The following is a 16,102-nucleotide window of genomic DNA, read 5'->3' on the forward strand; positions in this document are numbered from 1 at the left end:
CTTGAACGATACGGCATTTTGCCGTAAATGATGGGACAAAAGGAGGCCCTTATGCCAAAGCCCCAAGTTGAAGCCGAGACCGCCCGATTGGAAGCGCGTATCCCGGTCCATGTCTATGATCAGATTCAGCGCGCCGCTCGCCTGCGCGGCCTGACCCTGACCGGCTATCTCATCGCCACCGCTGGCGAGGACGCACGACGCGTTGTCGAGGACGCCGACATCATGCGCCTCGCGCGCGAGGACCAAATCCGCTTCGCCGAGGCACTGATCAATCCGCCCAAGCCGAACGAGCGGCTGGCCCGCGCGGCGAAACGCCATGCCGAGCTGATCGAACGCCGGTGAGCGTCCACTTCACCATCGAGCCGCTGGCGAAGGCGCACAAGCGGGCAGATTTCACCTGCGGCAACGACCGGATCGACAGCTACTTCCGCAAGGCCGTCTCGCAGGACGTGAAGAATAAATACGCCACCTGCTTCGTCGCCAGGGAGATCGCGACGGACCGGGTGGCGGGCTTCTACACCCTGTCGTCCAGCAACGTGCCGTTGAACGAGGTTCCCGAGCCGCTGGCGAAGAAGCTGCCGCGCTATCCGACCGTCCCGGCGGTGCTGATCGGCTGGCTTGGGCGGCATAGCGATTACGCCGGACATGGGCTTGGGGAAGCCCTGCTGTTCGACGCCATCAGAACCGTGGCGGCCGCGCCTATCGGAGCGCACGCTATCTTCGCCGACGCCATCGACGACAACGCAGCCGCTTTCTATGCCGTCTTTGGCTTCACGCATTTGGTCAAGCGGCCGCGCACCCTCTATCTGCCGATGGCGACGGCGCTGAGCCTGCTATCACCATGACGATCGCCTCCGCTCCTACGCCGTTTCCGCCCCGTGCCGCCGCGTGCAAGTATTTTTACGCCACGGCGCGCGGAGGCTTCCAGCGTAGAAAAAGGCTATTCTTTCAGCGGCCTCGTTCGGCGATTCTGGCGCAATGGCCAGTCTTCGTAAGGAACGCCCGCCGACCGCATCCGAGCAGCTTGAACCGTTGCTCAGCTATCCTTGGCCCTTTCCGGGCCAACCGCCGTAACATGACCTCGCGACCTGGACCGTCACCGATGACTGGCCCGAGCATATCCCCGTCACGGAGGCCAAGGTGGACGTGTTCGAGGCGTGGTTCGGCGACCTCTTCGATGAGCTGTTCGGGCCATGCCGATGATTTGAAAAGGAGACATACGCCATGTGGAGCAGACAGCGCCGGATGAACTCGCCAGCGCCGAGGGTCATGACCTTCGCCTTGCCGTGGTGACGACAGTCCTTCCGGCGACAGCACGCGCAGGGGCAGGAAGAAGCCGGGGCGGCACGCGATCCAGCGCGTGCCATCGGGCGACGGGCCACCACCGGGCATGATGGCGCAGATTCTGGCCCCAAGTGTGGAGGACGGCGACAAGGCCAATCTCCGCGCCGAGATGCTTCGGATCGGCGCCGATGGTGCGCAGCGTCTCGGCCGCCGCTCTGAACAGGATGGCATAGACCGCCGCCTTGTTCTGGAACGCGATCACGGCCACCGGTGCCGGCAGCGTGAACACGACGTGGAAGTAGGTTACCGGGAGCAGCTCAGCCTGGCGTGCGGCCAACCGCTCTGCCCGAGCCGTTCCTTGGCACTTCGGACAGTGCCGGCTAGCTAGGCAAGGGCGTCTTTCGCCGCTCGCATGCCGACAATCAGAAAGATCGCCGAGCCTGCAGCGATCACAAGACCCAGCAGTTGGCCCGCGTCGGCGCCGAACAGGCAGATCAGCGCAGCACCGACACCGAGCAATCCGACGGCGATTCCGAGGAACGAGATCGCGCGCGATGAAAACGTTCCACTCCGGATCAGCACTGGCCCGAACAGGAGCAATGTCCCCGCTCCGAAGGCGAAGGTTCCCGAAATGAACAGAGCATCGGAGAAACTCTTGGTCGCGACAAACCCGGCCTCCGAAGTGCCGCTCGAAGCGGCCGCCACCAAAGTTCGTCCAACGAGCGCGTCGACACCGACGAAGATGATGTTGCTGAGCGCGATCCCGAGCCATCCCGCCGCCTTGATCGGCTGCCCGCGCAGTACGAGACCAAAGGCGACCATCATTGCGGCCGCAGCGAAGATGACATCCCCCGTCAAGCCCACCACGCCAATCCACCACAGCTGCATGCCGTCGCTCGCTCTCAGGGCTTCGAGCGCCTCCGGCAGCCGCGCCGTCACCACGGGCATCGTCGCCGCCGTGGGCGACGCCGCATAGAGTCCGCTGACGACGGCAATCATGACTGCGCCGAGCACCACCCCGGCGCCGCCAATCCGGATTGCGGCGCTGGCGGCATCTTTCGTCTCGACCTGCCTGCCTTCGGTCATGGCGCTTGTCCGAATTCTAAAATAGTTGCAGATTGAGACTATAACTGCAATAATTCCAACGTGCAACCGTGCCAGGAAAGACCGATCTCGCGACGTTCAACTGCTCGCTCGCCCGCGCGCTCAATGACGTGGGCGACTGGTGGACACTCCTCATCATTCGCGACGCATTCCTGGGGGCGCAGAGGTTTTCCGAGTTTCAGCGCAGCCTTGGCATGGCGCGAAATACGCTGTCGGATCGGCTCGAGCGCCTCTGTGCGGCTGGGGTCTTGCTGCGAGGCGGCGCGTTGGCGCGCCCGATCTACAGCCTTACGGAGAAGGGCCGCGCGCTTGCTCCGGCATTGGTCGCCCTTCAGCAATGGGGTGACCAATTCGCCTCCGAGAACCGCCCGCCTGTGGTGGTGACGGACCAATGTGGTCGCCGGTTGCCTAGGGTCAAGCTGGTTGACAGAGATGGCGCGGAGGTCGGCCCGGAGGATCTGCGTTTCAGGCCAGGTCCCGGCGCCGACGAGCGCACGCGCGCTCGATTTCAAGCAGCAAAATCCGTTCGGAAAGAGCTAAAGTGATCCGTAGCTGCCGAAGGCGCTACGCCAAGCTCGATTTAAGTGTGCGCCACCTGGTGGGACGAGACATGCGCCCGATCTCGCGAAAGTGGTCATTGCGCCCGGCGGGCTCGGAAGGCATTCTGCATGCCATCGAGCATGATGTTGAAGGATGCGTCTCTCATGGCTACGAAACGCGTTCAGGAGATTTGTGCCGTACTGGTTCGGCTGGCTGCGCCTGACCTTAGTCCGAAGCAGCTGTTTGATGCGGTGCGACAGGAATTCCCTGAGGCCACACGGAAAGAGATCGTCAGGGCAGCGTTCTTGGCAGTCATCACCACGGCGGACGTCGACTGCAATAAAGCCCGAAAGCTTCAGAGTTTTGCGTTGGCGGAGCGGCCAGTGGCCGGCACCGAGATATGAAGGATCAGCGATGATCAAGCGGCTCCGACACCGATGGTAAGCCGGGTAGCGGCTGGGCACCGATCGGTCGCGATCGTGCCGGGCGAGGTGCCGGTTGCGCCGAACGCCCCGCTCAAGGCCGACGACGTGCTGTTCCGTATTGATCTTGCTCCGGGCGGCGTGTCGCGTTCGTCAGGAGGTGTGGATTGCAGAGGCCGTCGCAGGCCGCGGTATTTAAATCTATCCTTCAAATAAATGATCCGTCTCAATATGTCATTATATATTGATGATAATTTATACGAGCGGCGCCATGATATATGACGCCGCTCAATTGGTTCACTTTCCAGCGCGCAGCTTCTCGGCCGCGGCTTTGTAGGCCGCGTAGTGGTCGCCTTCATCCGCCGCGATCTGCCGGAACAGTTCCGCGACCTTTTTGTCCCCCACCGCATCCGCCTGCTTGGCGAAATTCACGTACATCTCGGTGTTCTCGTAGCGCTCACCCGCCGAGGCGTCGAGCAGGTTTGCCTCGTCGGTCTTGACGAGGCCAAGGGCATCGGCCTCGCGGGCAAAATGCTCGTTGGCCTCCACATTGGCGCTCTCGTCGAACAGCTTGGCGATCTCGGGATGGCCGCTCTTGCGCGCCTGCTCGGCATAGGCCTGGTACTTCAGGTTCGCGAAGGCTTCACCGTGCATGGCCGCCTCCAGATTCTTCTGGGTCTGCGGGTTCAGCGTCTCGGCCGAAAAGCCAGGGGCGGCGGCGAGCGAGGCGCCGACGAGCGCACCGGCGACGAAAAGGTTGCGAATGATTGTCATGGATCGGTCTCCCAGGAAATCAAGGTGTCGCCCAGCGGAGCGGCGACCTCCTCAATAGGCGCGCGACCTGACCAAGTCCTGACGACGATAAGTATTCGAACGCATTCATCCTGGGTGTTGTCGTGTTCGGCGCGCCATTGCTTCTCGTCAGGCTTTTGTCAGCACCACTCTTTAACAGAAGGCACCGAGCGAGGCCGGCCCCGTCCCGTCTCCCAGAGCATGAGGTGAAGCCGATGTATCACAATGTACTTCTGACCACCGCCGCCGGTCTGTGCCTTCTCTCCTCCGCCGCCCTGGCCAGTCCCACCTGCACCAGGGAGCCGCAAGAAAAGTGGCTGAGCGAGGAGGTCATGAAGCAGAAGATTGCCGAGATGGGTTTCAAGAATATCAAGGTGTTCAAAAAGACAACGTCTGGATGTTACGAGATCTATGGCTACAACAAGGACGGCAAGAAAGCAGAGGTATATTTCAATCCAGTGACCAGCGAGATCGTCGAGAACAACGTGGACTGAGCCATGTCCTCCCCATATCAAGCGCCCACCACCTTTCGCACCGTCGCTGGACCCGCGGGTGCGGGCCCGGACGCTGTGCCGGTGTGGGATCCGCTGGTGCGGCTCTTCCACTGGACGGTGGTGCTGGGCATCATTTTGAACAGCTTTGCGCTGGAGGGCGGCAAGAGCGCCCATCGCTATGTCGGCTATGTCATCGCCGCGGCGCTGGCCGTGCGGATCGTGTGGGGCGTCATTGGCAGCCGTCACGCCCGCTTCTCCAATTTCGTTACCTCGCCATGGGCGGTCCTGTCCCACCTGCGCGCCGTCGTCGCCCGTCGCGACCGGCGGTATGTGGGGCATAATCCGGCAGGCGGGGCCATGGCGCTGGCGCTCATGGGCCTCATCACGCTCGCCTGCCTCACCGGGTGGATGCAGACTCTCGACATCTTCTGGGGCGTGGAATGGGTGCAGGAGGCGCACGAGATCACGGCCAATCTTATTCTCGCCATGGCGGCAGTGCACGTGCTCGCGGCGATCGCCGAGAGCGTGGTCCACCGGGAAAACCTGCCTCTCGCCATGATTACGGGGCGCAAACGCCACGCGTCTGGAACGGACATCGACCATGCGGGTCCTGCTCGCCGAGGATAATCCCCGCCTCGCGAACCTGATCGCGGAAGGTCTGGAAGCGGAGGGCTTCGTGCTCGACCGCTTCGGCAGCTTGAGTGCCGCGCGCGAGAGCGTGGCACTCGACCGATACGACCTTTTCCTCATCGATCTCGGCATGCCGGACGGGGACGGGATCGATTTCGTCCGCGCCGTGCGGCGCGCGGGCAACACGACGCCCATCCTGGTGATCACCGCCCGCAACGGCCTTGGCGACCGGGTGGGAGGTCTGGATTCGGGCGCTGACGACTATCTGGTGAAGCCGTTCGACATGCCCGAGCTGGCGGCCCGCTGCCGTGCCCTGCTGCGCCGCCCCGGCGGTTGCCTCGGCACGACCTTGAACGTCGAGAACCTCGAGTTCGATACCATCGCGCGGGAGGTGCGGATTTCCGGCTGGGTGATCCATGTGCCGCCGCGCGAGTGCGACCTGCTGGAACGCCTTATGCGCCGCGCCGGCCATGTGGTCAGCAAGGCCAGCCTTGAGGACACCATGTACGCCCTTTCCAGCGAGGTCTCGCCCAATGCTTTGGAGGCGGTGGTTTCCCGCCTGCGGCGACGCCTGGCCGCCGAGAAAGCGCGGGTGGTCCTGCATACGGCCCACGGCATCGGCTACATGCTCGCACCGGCTGCGCAGACAGGACAGGTGGAACGGGGCGCCCCGCGATGACGCACGGCCCGGCTTCCGGCACGCCCCGCACGCTTTTCTTCCGCCTTTCGGTCCGACTTGCCTTGGTGGGGCTCGTGTTCCTGGTGGTGGAGCTGGCGGCCGTGGTGTGGATGTATGTCCGCAACCCCAACGAGCTTGACCAACTGCTGGTGACCGCCGAGGCGGATCGCATCGCCGGCGACATTCCTCAAATGCTGGTCGATGGCGCGGTGCCTGAAGCGCTGCGCCAGCCGATTGCGGCGGGAACGCGCCGCGCTTTCCTGATCCATGAGCTCGGGGGCGGCGTCATCGCCCGCTTTAATGACGGCGACCTGAAGATCGCTGACGAGCCGCCCGCCTCGTTCCTGGTGATCCGTGCCCAGCGGGAAAGCTGGGGCCAGCGCTTCCTGCTGAGCGGCACCCGCCGGGTCGCAGTGGAGCAGCATCCGTTCTGGATCACGGTGGCCATCTTCGGCCACGGCTTCCAGCCGTTCGTGCCGGTGATTTTCAATGAGATCCGCTTTCACGTGATCTTTCCGCTGCTGCTGCTGTCTTTGATGTTCTTGTTGTTCAACTTCTCCGTGGTGCGATCGACCTTGCGTCCCCTGCAAAGGACCATCACCGCGATCAACGCCATCGACCCCGCCCAGGTTGAGACCCGCATTGAGGCGGAGGCCTCCTCCCGGGAGGTTGCGGCGCTGGTGAGCGCGGTGAATTCCATGCTGGAGCGCATCGAGCGCTCGGTACGCGCACTGAAGGATTTCGCCGGCGACGCCGCCCATGAGCTGCGTACGCCGCTCGCCGTGATGATGCTCTCCATCGGCAAGCTGCCGGACAGCCCGGAGAAAGCCAAGCTGGAGGTGGATGCCCAGCGCATGAAGCGGCTGGTGAACCAGATGCTCGACATGTCCCACGCCACCGCGCTGGAGCTTGACCCGGACCGGCGCGCCGATCTCGCCGCCATCGCCCGAGAGGTGGTGACAGAACTCACCCCGCTGGCGTTCGCGCGCGGGCACTCCATCTCGTTTATGGATCAGGGCGCTGTGGCGGTGCACGGGCATGGCGAAGCCATCGGCCGAGCGCTACGCAATCTGGTGGAAAACGCCCTGACCCATACCCCTGCGGGCACCCGGGTGGAGGTCACCGTCGGCCCCGGCCCGCAGCTCGATGTGCGCGATCACGGGCCGGGCATACCGGAAGACCGCAGGACCGAGGTTCTGCAGCGCTTTCGCCGCCTTGACCGGAGCCAGCCCGAAGGCGCCGGGCTGGGGCTCGCCATCGTCTTCACCATCATGACGCTGCACGGCGGCGTGGTGCGGATCGAGAATGCCCACGGGGCCGGCGCGCGCATCCGTCTTGTCTTTCGGGAAAGCGGTCCAGTGATGCGGGCGTGAGGCCTCATGCGTCCGACGCCCTTCAATCTGACTCAGAGGCGACCATTTGCCCATTGCGCTTGACGGCCCATCTAGTTTAGAAATTTTCTAAAATATGACGCGACTGACCAAGTCTGGAATGGAAGATGGACGCCCGGGAAATTACGGCGAATCTCGAACGGGCACTGGCGGCCACTGTGCCGTCGAATGGATGCAGCGACCCCGTATGCACGCATCAGCCGTTTGACCGCTTGGCGATAGTGCGGATCGTTGTCGCCGTGCTCGGTGCAGCCGCCGTTTGGTTCAAGGTGTACGAACCCGTTGCCTCCGTCAGCATCGTTGGTCTTGTCGCCCTGGCTTATGCCGCCTGGCCGATCTTGAGCGAGGCCATCCGGAATCTGCTGGCTCGCCGGATGACCATGGAACTGTCCATGAGCATCGCCATCCTCGCCGCCGCCGCCATCGCCGAGATCTTCACAGCTCTGGTGGTTACGGCGTTCGTTCTGGTGGCGGAGGAACTGGAGCACCTCACGGTGGCGCGTGGGCGCAGCGCCATCCGCGACCTTGTGGACTTCGTGCCCAAGACGGCCAAGGTAAGGCGCGACGACCAGATCCTTACCTTGCCGCTGGAACAGGTGGTGGCGGGCGACCTGGTGCTGGTGAGCCCCGGGGAGAAGGTGCCCGTGGACGGGGCGGTGGCCAGCGGCCATTCCTATGTGGACCAGTCACGCATCACCGGCGAATCCATGCCGGCGGAAAAGGCTGAAGGCGCGCCAGCGTTCGCTGGCTCCATCAACCAGATGGGGGTCCTGGAGATCCGGGGCGAGCGGGTGGGGCGCGACACGAGCTATGGCTCCTCGCCCTCGTGGTGGTGATCGTGCTGGACTCGCTGGTCGGGAGCTTCTGAGGGCGCGGCCGAAACCCGCATGTCGCGCTGGTGGATGCCGGACGGAGCGGCATCCACGGAATCGAACCCGGAGAGAGGCCGCTGCTACAGACTCTTCGCCTGCCAGCTAAAAGCGGTAGCTAACGCCCGTGCCTATTAGCCAGGGGTTGAGGTCCGCGGTGCCGGTCAAGTGGCTGCCCCCAACCACGACATCAAAGTTTGGCTTTACAAAAACTTTTTTTACGTCAACATTAATTCCCCAGTGTTGATCAATCATAAGGTCAAATCCCGCCTGTAACGCAAAACCCCATGCGTTTTTCACGTCGAGACCGGCGACATTGTGCTCGCTTTGATTGTAAAATACTGTGTAGTTTGGTCCAGCGCCAACGTATGGCTTAAATTTGCCAAATCCATCGAAATGATACTGGATGGTCACTGTAAACGGTAGGATCCACACCTCGCCCACATCCAAGCCGGCAAGAGAGCCTTGACCATAGATCGTATGTGCGGTCGTTCCGACGATGGTTTCAACAGCGAAATTTTTATCAATGAAATAAGAAATATCTAATTCCGGGATCACCATATCAGAATAGGAGAGATCCGAAAAGGGTACACCATTAACCAAGCCGCCGTCTTCCGGCAACACATAGATGGCCCGCACACGAAGAAGCCAGGGATTCCAGGTGTCTGTCGCCGGCGTCTTGACCGCAGACGGGAAGTCCGCTGCGCCTGCCCCGTCGGAGAGAAGGGCGAGAAGCCCGGCCACGGAAGTCAAGTACATTGCATGTTCGAGACATTTCTGCCACCTGCAATCAGGGAGGCTGACTTTTATCATTGGATGCCCTCGCTGTTTCCATAGTCATTTGTTGTTTGGCTTGACATTGAAGAACATTTAGACTTGCTATAATTTCGCTGAGTTTCGGCTTTGCCCCAAAATGGAGATGACGCTCCGAAACCGTCTCCAAATCGACAGCTCATCCCCTACCTTCCATCGCGGTCGAAAGTCTCCTATCGCTTCAATAGCCAATATAACTATTTAGAGAAGAGCCACAATTGTCAAGCAAGCGCTTTGCGACGACGGTTTTCCTTCAGACTTAGGTAGAGTTCGTCGATGACCGCCGCGGACATCTCGCCATCCAGGACCTACAAGGGAGATTGCTTGAACAATGCGCCCACCGAGAGCATCCTCCACACCCCGAAAACCGAGCGGGTCCGTCATCGCCTTTATGCCTCAAGGGCCGAGGCACGACGGAAACTATTCGGCTACATCGAGGGCTTCTACAACCCCACCCGGAAGCACGCACGGAACGGGATGCTGTCGCCAATCGAGTTCGAACGGCAGCACAAAGCCAAAGCCGAAGGCGTCTAGAAAACTCGGGGCGGTTCAGGTGGTGCTTTGATGTGTTGCTTCAGGATCGGCGACGAAGGTAAATGAATCCACCTCATCTCGAGACGCGATCGACCCTACACATCTCGTCTCCGGAAAAGGTTCGCGAACGGGCCAGAAAACGTCTCTCTGTACCGTTATCGAGTGAAAACATGCCGCCTCGACCTGGGACGACGTCGATGATGAGCTGCGTGTGACGCCAACTCTCAAATTGGTCGCCCCCAATATAGACAGGCGTACCATCAATCTCGCCCAAGAGCACATCCCGATCACCGACGATGAAATCGCCGCGCGGGTAGCACATGGGCGAAGAGCCGTCGCAGCAGCCACCTGACTGATGAAACATCAAAGGGCCGTGCTGCACCTTAAGCTCGCGGATCAGCGCGCGGGCAGTATCGGTGGCCGTCACCAGCTCTAGATCGATCTTGTCGGTCATATCTGATTCTCCGGTGACAGCTTACTGAACAGAGCCCGGCAGAACGATCGGGGTCTCGCCCCACCGGGCAGGATAAAGGCGCCCCCAAGGCCGCGCCTTTATCCATGACCCCGGCCCGCTTAGCTTGCGTCGCTAACTAAGCGGACACGTGCTCTCTTTGTTAAGGTGAGAGAACGCTCAGAAGAAGCCGAGCTTCTTGGGCGAGTAGCTCACCAGCAGGTTCTTCGTCTGCTGATAGTGATCGAGCATCATGGCGTGGTTCTCGCGGCCGATGCCCGACTGCTTGTAGCCGCCGAAGGCCGCATGGGCCGGATAGGCGTGATAGCAATTAGTCCACACGCGCCCGGCCTGGATCGCACGGCCCGCCCGATAGGCGCGGTTGCCGTCGCGGGTCCACACGCCGGCGCCGAGGCCGTAGAGTGTGTCGTTGGCTATGGCGAGCGCCTCCTCATCGTCCTTGAAGGTGGTCACCGAAACCACCGGGCCGAAGATCTCCTCCTGGAAGATCCGCATCTTATTGTGGCCCTTGAACACGGTGGGCTTAACGTAATAGCCGCCAGCGAGGTCACCGGGCAGCGCACTGCGATCGCCGCCAATCAGCACCTCGGCACCTTCCTGGCGACCGATGTCGATGTAAGAAAGGATCTTCTCCAGTTGCTCGGAGGAGGCCTGCGCGCCGATCATGGTAGTGGGATCGAGCGGGTCGCCCTGTTTGATGGCGGCGACGCGGGAGAGCGCCTTCTCCATGAAGCGATCATAGATGCTCTCATGGATGAGGGCGCGGCTCGGGCAGGTGCACACCTCGCCCTGGTTGAGGGCGAACATGACGAAGCCTTCCACCGCCTTGTCGAGGAATTCGTCGTCCTGATCCGCCACGTCGGCGAAGAAGATGTTGGGTGATTTTCCGCCCAACTCCAGCGTCACCGGAATGAGGTTTTGGCTGGCATACTGCATGATGAGCCGGCCCGTGGTGGTCTCGCCCGTGAACGCGATCTTGGCGATGCGGTTGGACGAGGCCAAAGGCTTGCCCGCTTCCAGGCCGAAGCCGTTGACGATGTTGAGCACGCCGGGCGGCAGGATGTCGGCGATCAGCTCGGCGAGGAGCAGGATGCTGGCCGGGGTCTGCTCGGCCGGCTTGATCACCACGCAATTGCCTGCGGCAAGCGCAGGCGCCAGCTTCCAGGTGGCCATTAGCAGGGGGAAGTTCCACGGAATGATCTGCCCCACCACGCCGAGGGGCTCGTGATAGTGGTAGGCCACCGTATCGTGGTCGATCTCGGAGATGCCGCCTTCCTGGGCGCGGATGGCGCCCGCGAAATAGCGGAAATGGTCGATGGCGAGGGGGATGTCGGCAGCCAGGGTCTCGCGGATCGGCTTGCCGTTGTCCCAGGTTTCGGCGCGGGCGAGGAGGTCGAGATTGTCCTCCATCACCTGGGCGATCTTGTTCAGGAGCAAAGCGCGCTCGGCGACACTGGCTCGGCCCCAGGCCGTCTTGGCGGCATGGGCGGCATCAAGCGCCAACTCCACGTCGGCGGCCTCCGAGCGGGCGACCTCGCAAAGAAGCTGACCATTCACCGGGGAGTGGTTGGCGAAGTAGCGCCCGCTGACCGGCTCGGTCCACTGGCCGTTGATGAAGTTACCATAGCGCTCCTTGAAAGGCGCGGCGGTTGGACGAACGAATTCAGGCTTGTTCATGGTTTCTCCCTCAATCTCTTTCACTTTGGCGAAATTGCCCCAACATAAAGGACCGCGCTGGCTGCAACCCTAAAGGGCCGCCGGGGCGAGCTTAGCCCTACATTACCTCCCGGGTGGCTGCCGCCTCTTCCGGCGAGAACCCGATATCCACCGGCGACTTGACGAGCAGCGCTCCTGTCCGACAAATCATCTCGGCGAGGCTTGCAGCGCAATCTACGACCTTGATCGCGAGTTCAAAAGGATCGGCAATTCCAGCCGCCCATAGATCAACTTCATTGCCCGTTGTCGCATCGATTCCAGCCCAAGGAAGTCCGGACCAGCGTCCAAGCGACTCGCCCCCCGCCGTCTCGCCGCCAGCATTTCGCAGAATCACTTTTTGCGGTTTAGCCAAACCTTCTGCAAGCGCCAATAACCCGCTCTTGACGCCCGGATCGACCGATATTCGAGCCCGGTCCCGAAGTCTACGGGCCGCTACCGATAGTCCTGTACCTCCTCCTGGAACTGCTCCCCCTCGCAGCAACACGCGTGTCACGCCGATTGCCTTGTTTGCCAACGCAAGTCTGTATTTAATTGTAAGGTCATTACGCCCGCCGATGGAAATCTCCGCGTACTTTCCTTGAAGAAACCTGATCCTATCTCCTGCTGTTTCCTGCAAACCCATCTTGGAGGTGAACGATTTGGTCTTGTGTTCGTGGAAAGCGAGTTGTGCGCGTACTTCGTGGATGCGCTGACGCAGAGCCTCTTCGCTCCCTTGACCCCCTCGAATCAGAGTGGACCTTTCATCGATAAAGATTCGCTCGCACCCACCAAGATCGCCGGCGACAAGCGTGGCTAACGAGTCACCTCGTCCCTCAAGAAACGCCCGAGCCCCCGTCAACACTGCAAGATCGGCCACGAAGTCGCTCAGCGTCTCGCCGTAGGCAGGCGCCTGCACCGCTGCACAGCGAACGCGCCCGCGGGCATTGTTCATGATTAGACCTGCCCGCACGTTTTCATCAAATCCCCCCGCAACCACCACAATAGGCCGTTCCTTCTCGGCCGCCACCGCTAACGCTGGTGCAATCGCCCCAAAGTCGTCCAGCACCCGGTCAGTCAGCAACACCAGCGGAGCGTCAAACTCGACGCGCATGCTCCTCTTGTCGGTAACAAAAGCCGACGACAGATACCCCTTTTCGTAGCGGGCGCCCTGAACAATCTCCAGACTATCTTCGATGGTATCGGCAATCTCTGCGCGAACATCTCCTTCGGCACCGACCTCGCGGAAGGCGTCGCTGACGAGAACTGCAATTGCCCCTTCGCTAAAGACCGCGTTCGGGAGAATCCTCCTGATACGATCTACGGTCACCGGTCGCCGCAAATCTTCTAGCGCAGCACGTGCATCTTCAACGCCTAGCCGCAATCCTTCGACAATCGATTTAGGCTCAACATAAGCTGCGAGAGCCCGAACTACGGCTTCAAGAACCGCGGCCGTCGCGACAAGCGTTCCGCTAACTCCATCGCCAAAATCGCGTTCAATTTCCTTCCCAAGCAGCGCGAGCAATTTGCGCCCGACCTCTTTTTCCGGCTCCCGATACTCGATTGCACGGCAGATCGCCGAGCCATCCTTAACAACATTGGGGGTCAGCTTACCAACGTGCTCTATGAGAACGGTGCGCCCACACGGGCCGAGGGAACTCGCTGCCGCTTTGGCAAGATCGCCCATCCCCCCCAAAAGCGCCCGCGAAGCTGCCGAGTTATAACATACGATGCTGCTCAAGGTCGTGGCCCCTCTGCACTGAGAAGCCTCGGCGCGATAGCTTCCCCACTATCAACGCTGCACATGACGAGGGAGGTTCGTCCAGCTTTTGCCCGCATCGCCGCAAGTCGTTCCAGCCTGCTCCATAGATTCACTAGATCGCGTTCGCGATATGTGGCGCCCGACAATAGCTCGTTGATCTCTTCCGTTCCTCGGCGCTCAGTGGTCCTCAACTTCCAAAGTTCGCTGACGCGATCGACTCCGAGGCAGCTCTTCAACTCTACTTCTCTTCGCTGAAGACTATTCCATGCGTCGTCGAACGAAATCGCGAGGTCCTTTAGAAAACATCGCACCTCTCTATCGTTCCTCGGCTCTGCTTCCCTGTCTTTCGTTTCGTATCGCATGATTGCCTCACGCCGTTAGGGTTTGCTCCCCACTTCAGACTGCCAACCGTTTTCTCGAAACCTAACTTTTCATGACTCCCCGCCCCGCCGCAACCCTCAGATGCTCGAGCCTACGGAGCTTGGCCCAGACCGCCACAAGCTGCCTTTCCCGGTAGGCAGCTCTTTGAAGGAAAGCCGCAGTTGCTTCGCTGTCCGGTTCGGAAAGCCAGTATTCTCGTAGCTCCTCAACCCTCTGCTCGCCTATCGCGGCCGCTAGACGATCCTGCGTCTCGCGGGTTTCGCGCAGCGACTCATCCAGCGCGCACGCGACTTCCCGCATGAAATTGCTTGCCGTAGAGTTCTGAAGGGGGCCTACGCGTCTCATTTAGCCTGACGCCAAGAATTTCTCGCTGAACACACGGTCCGACCGCACTCCGCGAGCGTGACAAATCTCCTCTACGAACCGAACCATCGGTCCCGGTCCGCACACGTAAATATCGGGCTTTTCCCCAGTTTCATTGAGTATTACCGACAACACCTCGCCTACGTTACCGACGCGGCCAGTCCATTCCGGATCCGGCGTTTCGAGCGAAAGTTCAAGCGACAGCGCTGGCAGAGCCCCAGCCAGGGCCGCCAGTTCCTTCGCGTAAAAGAAGAATTCCTGGCTGCGCATCCCAAAAATCAGTCTGCAGGGTGCCGGATCGTTGGCTTCGGCCATCCCTCTGAGCATGGAAACCAGGGGAGCCAAACCGGTGCTGCCGCCGACGAAGTAGCGCGGACTCACACTGGCGTGGACCTGAAACTCTCCGTAGGGACCCTTTATCTCTACGACTTGCCCGACCTTCACTCTTTCTCGAAGGTAATTGGAAAAGACGCCGTCCTCAAGCAAACGCACCATCAATTCGACTCGCCCACTTCCGTCAGGGATATTGGCCATCGAATAACTGCGCCACTCGCCAGTTCCCGGTACTCGGAGCTTTATATATTGCCCTGGAGTCCAGCGAAAATCGCGAGGCTTGCCAAACTCGTCTCGCAGTTCCAAGAAAATTGAGACCACATGTTCCGTGAACCGCTCGATCACCGCGATTCTTGCCTCGTAGATCTCCTCGATCCGGGACGTGCCGAACGAAACGCGGTCGAGTCCGTATGGTAGTTGAATTTCCAGATCCGACCGCGGATACGTCTGACAAAGTAATGTAAAGCCCTCGTCTTGATCTTCAGGCGGCAAAGAATAAACACTTACACCTCTGCCCAACTCAAATTCGCCATCTGAACAATGCACTCGGCAGGTCGTACAAATCCCTTTGTGGCACTCCGAGAGCAGAATGATATTGTTCCGCAACGCCGCGGAAAGGACGTCCTCGGCGTCATCGCACTCGAATTGCAAGTGCTCTCCGTCCTCAAGCGTCGCTCTAATCAGGTGCATAAGTTTCCCCCTAAGCGGCCGTTTGCGGCCTGTTGGTCTCGGAGTTTTTGTCAAGGCTCCCGAAGACGCGTATCATTGATTTCACGGCTCGCCACGCGGCGGCTTCGCTCAACGCGGCTCCTTCGTGAACCACGTCGTCTCCACGCAAGATCTGCCATTGCCAAGCAAAACCAAAGTCCGTACACACGCCTCGAAAGGCTGTTTCCGCGTTCTGCTTTTCCGACAATGGTAGATCAGCCGTTTCGCCGTTGTGCATTTGCGCCTCCGGGATATCGCTTGTTGCCGCGTCAGGTCGTTTCACCCGTCATCGCGTTCCCGTGCCCCTCGACAAGCACACGAAAGCCTCGCTTGGCGCGCCATTCGGCGACGTCGATGGCCGAGATATCCGCGACCTTCGCCCTGGTCTCGAGCAACCGCTTGCTTAAGTAGCTGTCGAGTTCGAGCCATGCGTTGACCGGCATCACAGGAGGTTTGAACTTGCGTCGAAATTCCGCAGCCAAACCTTCTAGCGTGAATTGACATTCGCCAGCGGCGTCAATGCGGTGGCGCAAATCACGGTAAACATCTGCCGCCGCAGCGCCACACACGCACCTGTCGAGCAAATCCTTACCGTGAAATTTCTCGCTTTTGAGCGAAGCGACGCGCCTTTCGGCCTCCGCTTCGATCCACAATGAGTCGTACTCCAAATCGTACGTCTCGCGCTCGGTCCCGACGTGCTTGGTGCGGATCTCCGTCAAAAGCGCTACCGCTTCGTCGAGATTGCTGAGCCCTGCGATGCGGTCCCGCCAGCTACGACGCGTATCATTGTCGTATAGACTGCGGTCTCCGTCGCGTAGGCAGTGGTTCGTGAACGCCAT

Annotated in this window: 18 protein-coding genes and 2 pseudogenes; 10 read left to right on the forward strand and 10 right to left on the reverse strand. The window is 60.7% G+C overall.

Annotated elements, in window-relative coordinates:
- The first annotated feature begins 51 nt into the window (after positions 1-51).
- On the forward strand, positions 52-342 hold the full coding sequence (locus ACI7BZ_RS21690; protein ID WP_282639124.1) for a type II toxin-antitoxin system TacA family antitoxin: 291 nt from the start codon (positions 52-54) through the stop codon (positions 340-342).
- Positions 339-845, forward strand: a complete 507-nt coding sequence (locus tag ACI7BZ_RS21695; RefSeq protein WP_414119288.1) for a GNAT family N-acetyltransferase — start codon at positions 339-341, stop codon at positions 843-845. Before ACI7BZ_RS21690 ends, ACI7BZ_RS21695 begins: the two co-directional genes overlap by 4 nt.
- A 463-nt stretch (positions 846-1,308) precedes the next feature.
- Here ACI7BZ_RS21695 and ACI7BZ_RS21700 read toward each other — a convergent pair.
- Together ACI7BZ_RS21700 and ACI7BZ_RS21705 are read right to left on the reverse strand one after the other, a co-directional pair.
- Positions 1,309-1,777: pseudogene (locus ACI7BZ_RS21700) on the reverse strand (IS91 family transposase); the annotation flags it as partial.
- Complete coding sequence (locus tag ACI7BZ_RS21705) at positions 1,669-2,370, reverse strand: hypothetical protein (protein WP_414119289.1); 702 nt, start codon at positions 2,368-2,370, stop codon at positions 1,669-1,671. The gene ACI7BZ_RS21705 and the pseudogene ACI7BZ_RS21700, both read right to left, overlap by 109 nt.
- Before the next feature lie 68 nt (positions 2,371-2,438).
- Between ACI7BZ_RS21705 and ACI7BZ_RS21710 the strand changes: the two genes are divergently transcribed.
- Together ACI7BZ_RS21710 and ACI7BZ_RS21715 are read left to right on the forward strand one after the other, a co-directional pair.
- Complete coding sequence (locus ACI7BZ_RS21710; protein ID WP_282891006.1) at positions 2,439-2,933, forward strand: winged helix-turn-helix transcriptional regulator; 495 nt, start codon at positions 2,439-2,441, stop codon at positions 2,931-2,933.
- A gap of 159 nt (positions 2,934-3,092) precedes the next feature.
- A complete protein-coding gene (locus tag ACI7BZ_RS21715; RefSeq protein ID WP_414119291.1) occupies positions 3,093-3,332 on the forward strand; it encodes a hypothetical protein in 240 nt (79 codons plus the stop codon).
- 315 nt (positions 3,333-3,647) lie between these two features.
- On the opposite strand, the gene ACI7BZ_RS21720 is transcribed toward ACI7BZ_RS21715, so the two are convergent.
- The gene (locus ACI7BZ_RS21720) at positions 3,648-4,124 is read right to left on the reverse strand and encodes a rubrerythrin family protein (RefSeq protein WP_282639115.1); all 477 of its coding nucleotides are present in this window, start codon (positions 4,122-4,124) and stop codon (positions 3,648-3,650) included.
- Between the two features lie 233 nt (positions 4,125-4,357).
- Here ACI7BZ_RS21720 and ACI7BZ_RS21725 point away from each other — a divergent pair, with 233 nt between their 5' ends.
- From ACI7BZ_RS21725 to ACI7BZ_RS21745, 5 genes are all read left to right on the forward strand, one after another.
- Positions 4,358-4,636, forward strand: a complete 279-nt coding sequence (locus ACI7BZ_RS21725; protein WP_282639176.1) for a PepSY domain-containing protein — start codon at positions 4,358-4,360, stop codon at positions 4,634-4,636.
- A 3-nt stretch (positions 4,637-4,639) separates the two neighbouring features.
- Complete coding sequence (locus ACI7BZ_RS21730) at positions 4,640-5,263, forward strand: cytochrome b/b6 domain-containing protein (protein WP_414119292.1); 624 nt, start codon at positions 4,640-4,642, stop codon at positions 5,261-5,263.
- Positions 5,238-5,945, forward strand: a complete 708-nt coding sequence (locus tag ACI7BZ_RS21735) for a response regulator transcription factor (RefSeq protein WP_414119293.1) — start codon at positions 5,238-5,240, stop codon at positions 5,943-5,945. The genes ACI7BZ_RS21730 and ACI7BZ_RS21735 overlap by 26 nt, the downstream gene beginning before the upstream one ends.
- Before the next feature lie 86 nt (positions 5,946-6,031).
- Positions 6,032-7,318: a sensor histidine kinase gene (locus ACI7BZ_RS21740; protein ID WP_414119294.1), complete on the forward strand. Its 1,287-nt coding sequence runs from the start codon at positions 6,032-6,034 to the stop codon at positions 7,316-7,318.
- A gap of 410 nt (positions 7,319-7,728) precedes the next feature.
- Positions 7,729-8,172, forward strand: a complete 444-nt coding sequence (locus ACI7BZ_RS21745; RefSeq protein ID WP_414119295.1) for a P-type ATPase actuator domain-containing protein — start codon at positions 7,729-7,731, stop codon at positions 8,170-8,172.
- Positions 8,173-8,310: 138 nt separating this feature from the next.
- On the opposite strand, the gene ACI7BZ_RS21750 is transcribed toward ACI7BZ_RS21745, so the two are convergent.
- On the reverse strand, positions 8,311-8,964 hold the full coding sequence (locus ACI7BZ_RS21750; protein ID WP_414119296.1) for an OmpW/AlkL family protein: 654 nt from the start codon (positions 8,962-8,964) through the stop codon (positions 8,311-8,313).
- Between the two features lie 345 nt (positions 8,965-9,309).
- Here ACI7BZ_RS21750 and ACI7BZ_RS21755 point away from each other — a divergent pair.
- Positions 9,310-9,552 (forward strand): annotated as a pseudogene (locus ACI7BZ_RS21755) (IS3 family transposase); the annotation flags it as partial.
- A 73-nt stretch (positions 9,553-9,625) separates the two neighbouring features.
- On the opposite strand, the gene ACI7BZ_RS21760 reads toward ACI7BZ_RS21755, so the two are convergent.
- The 6 genes from ACI7BZ_RS21760 to ACI7BZ_RS21780 form a co-directional block, all read right to left on the reverse strand.
- Entirely contained in the window at positions 9,626-10,006 is a 381-nt protein-coding gene (locus ACI7BZ_RS21760; protein ID WP_282639107.1) for a DUF779 domain-containing protein, read from the reverse strand.
- Between the two features lie 177 nt (positions 10,007-10,183).
- Positions 10,184-11,701, reverse strand: coding sequence for an aldehyde dehydrogenase (gene adh / locus ACI7BZ_RS21765; RefSeq protein WP_282639106.1), 1,518 nt, complete (start codon positions 11,699-11,701; stop codon positions 10,184-10,186).
- 97 nt (positions 11,702-11,798) lie between these two features.
- A complete protein-coding gene (locus ACI7BZ_RS21770) occupies positions 11,799-13,457 on the reverse strand; it encodes a TCP-1/cpn60 chaperonin family protein (protein ID WP_282891002.1) in 1,659 nt (552 codons plus the stop codon).
- Between the two features lie 747 nt (positions 13,458-14,204).
- Positions 14,205-15,245 carry an FAD-binding oxidoreductase gene (locus ACI7BZ_RS21775; RefSeq protein WP_414114706.1) on the reverse strand — a complete coding sequence of 347 codons (1,041 nt, stop codon included), beginning with the start codon at positions 15,243-15,245 and terminating at the stop codon, positions 14,205-14,207.
- Positions 15,246-15,255: 10 nt separating this feature from the next.
- Complete coding sequence (locus ACI7BZ_RS22120; protein ID WP_510804048.1) at positions 15,256-15,501, reverse strand: hypothetical protein; 246 nt, start codon at positions 15,499-15,501, stop codon at positions 15,256-15,258.
- A gap of 31 nt (positions 15,502-15,532) precedes the next feature.
- On the reverse strand, positions 15,533-16,102 hold the full coding sequence (locus ACI7BZ_RS21780) for a hypothetical protein (RefSeq protein WP_282639103.1): 570 nt from the start codon (positions 16,100-16,102) through the stop codon (positions 15,533-15,535).

Origin of the sequence: Xanthobacter sp. AM11 (assembly GCF_047444035.1) — a bacterium.
Taxonomy (GTDB): domain Bacteria; phylum Pseudomonadota; class Alphaproteobacteria; order Rhizobiales; family Xanthobacteraceae; genus Xanthobacter.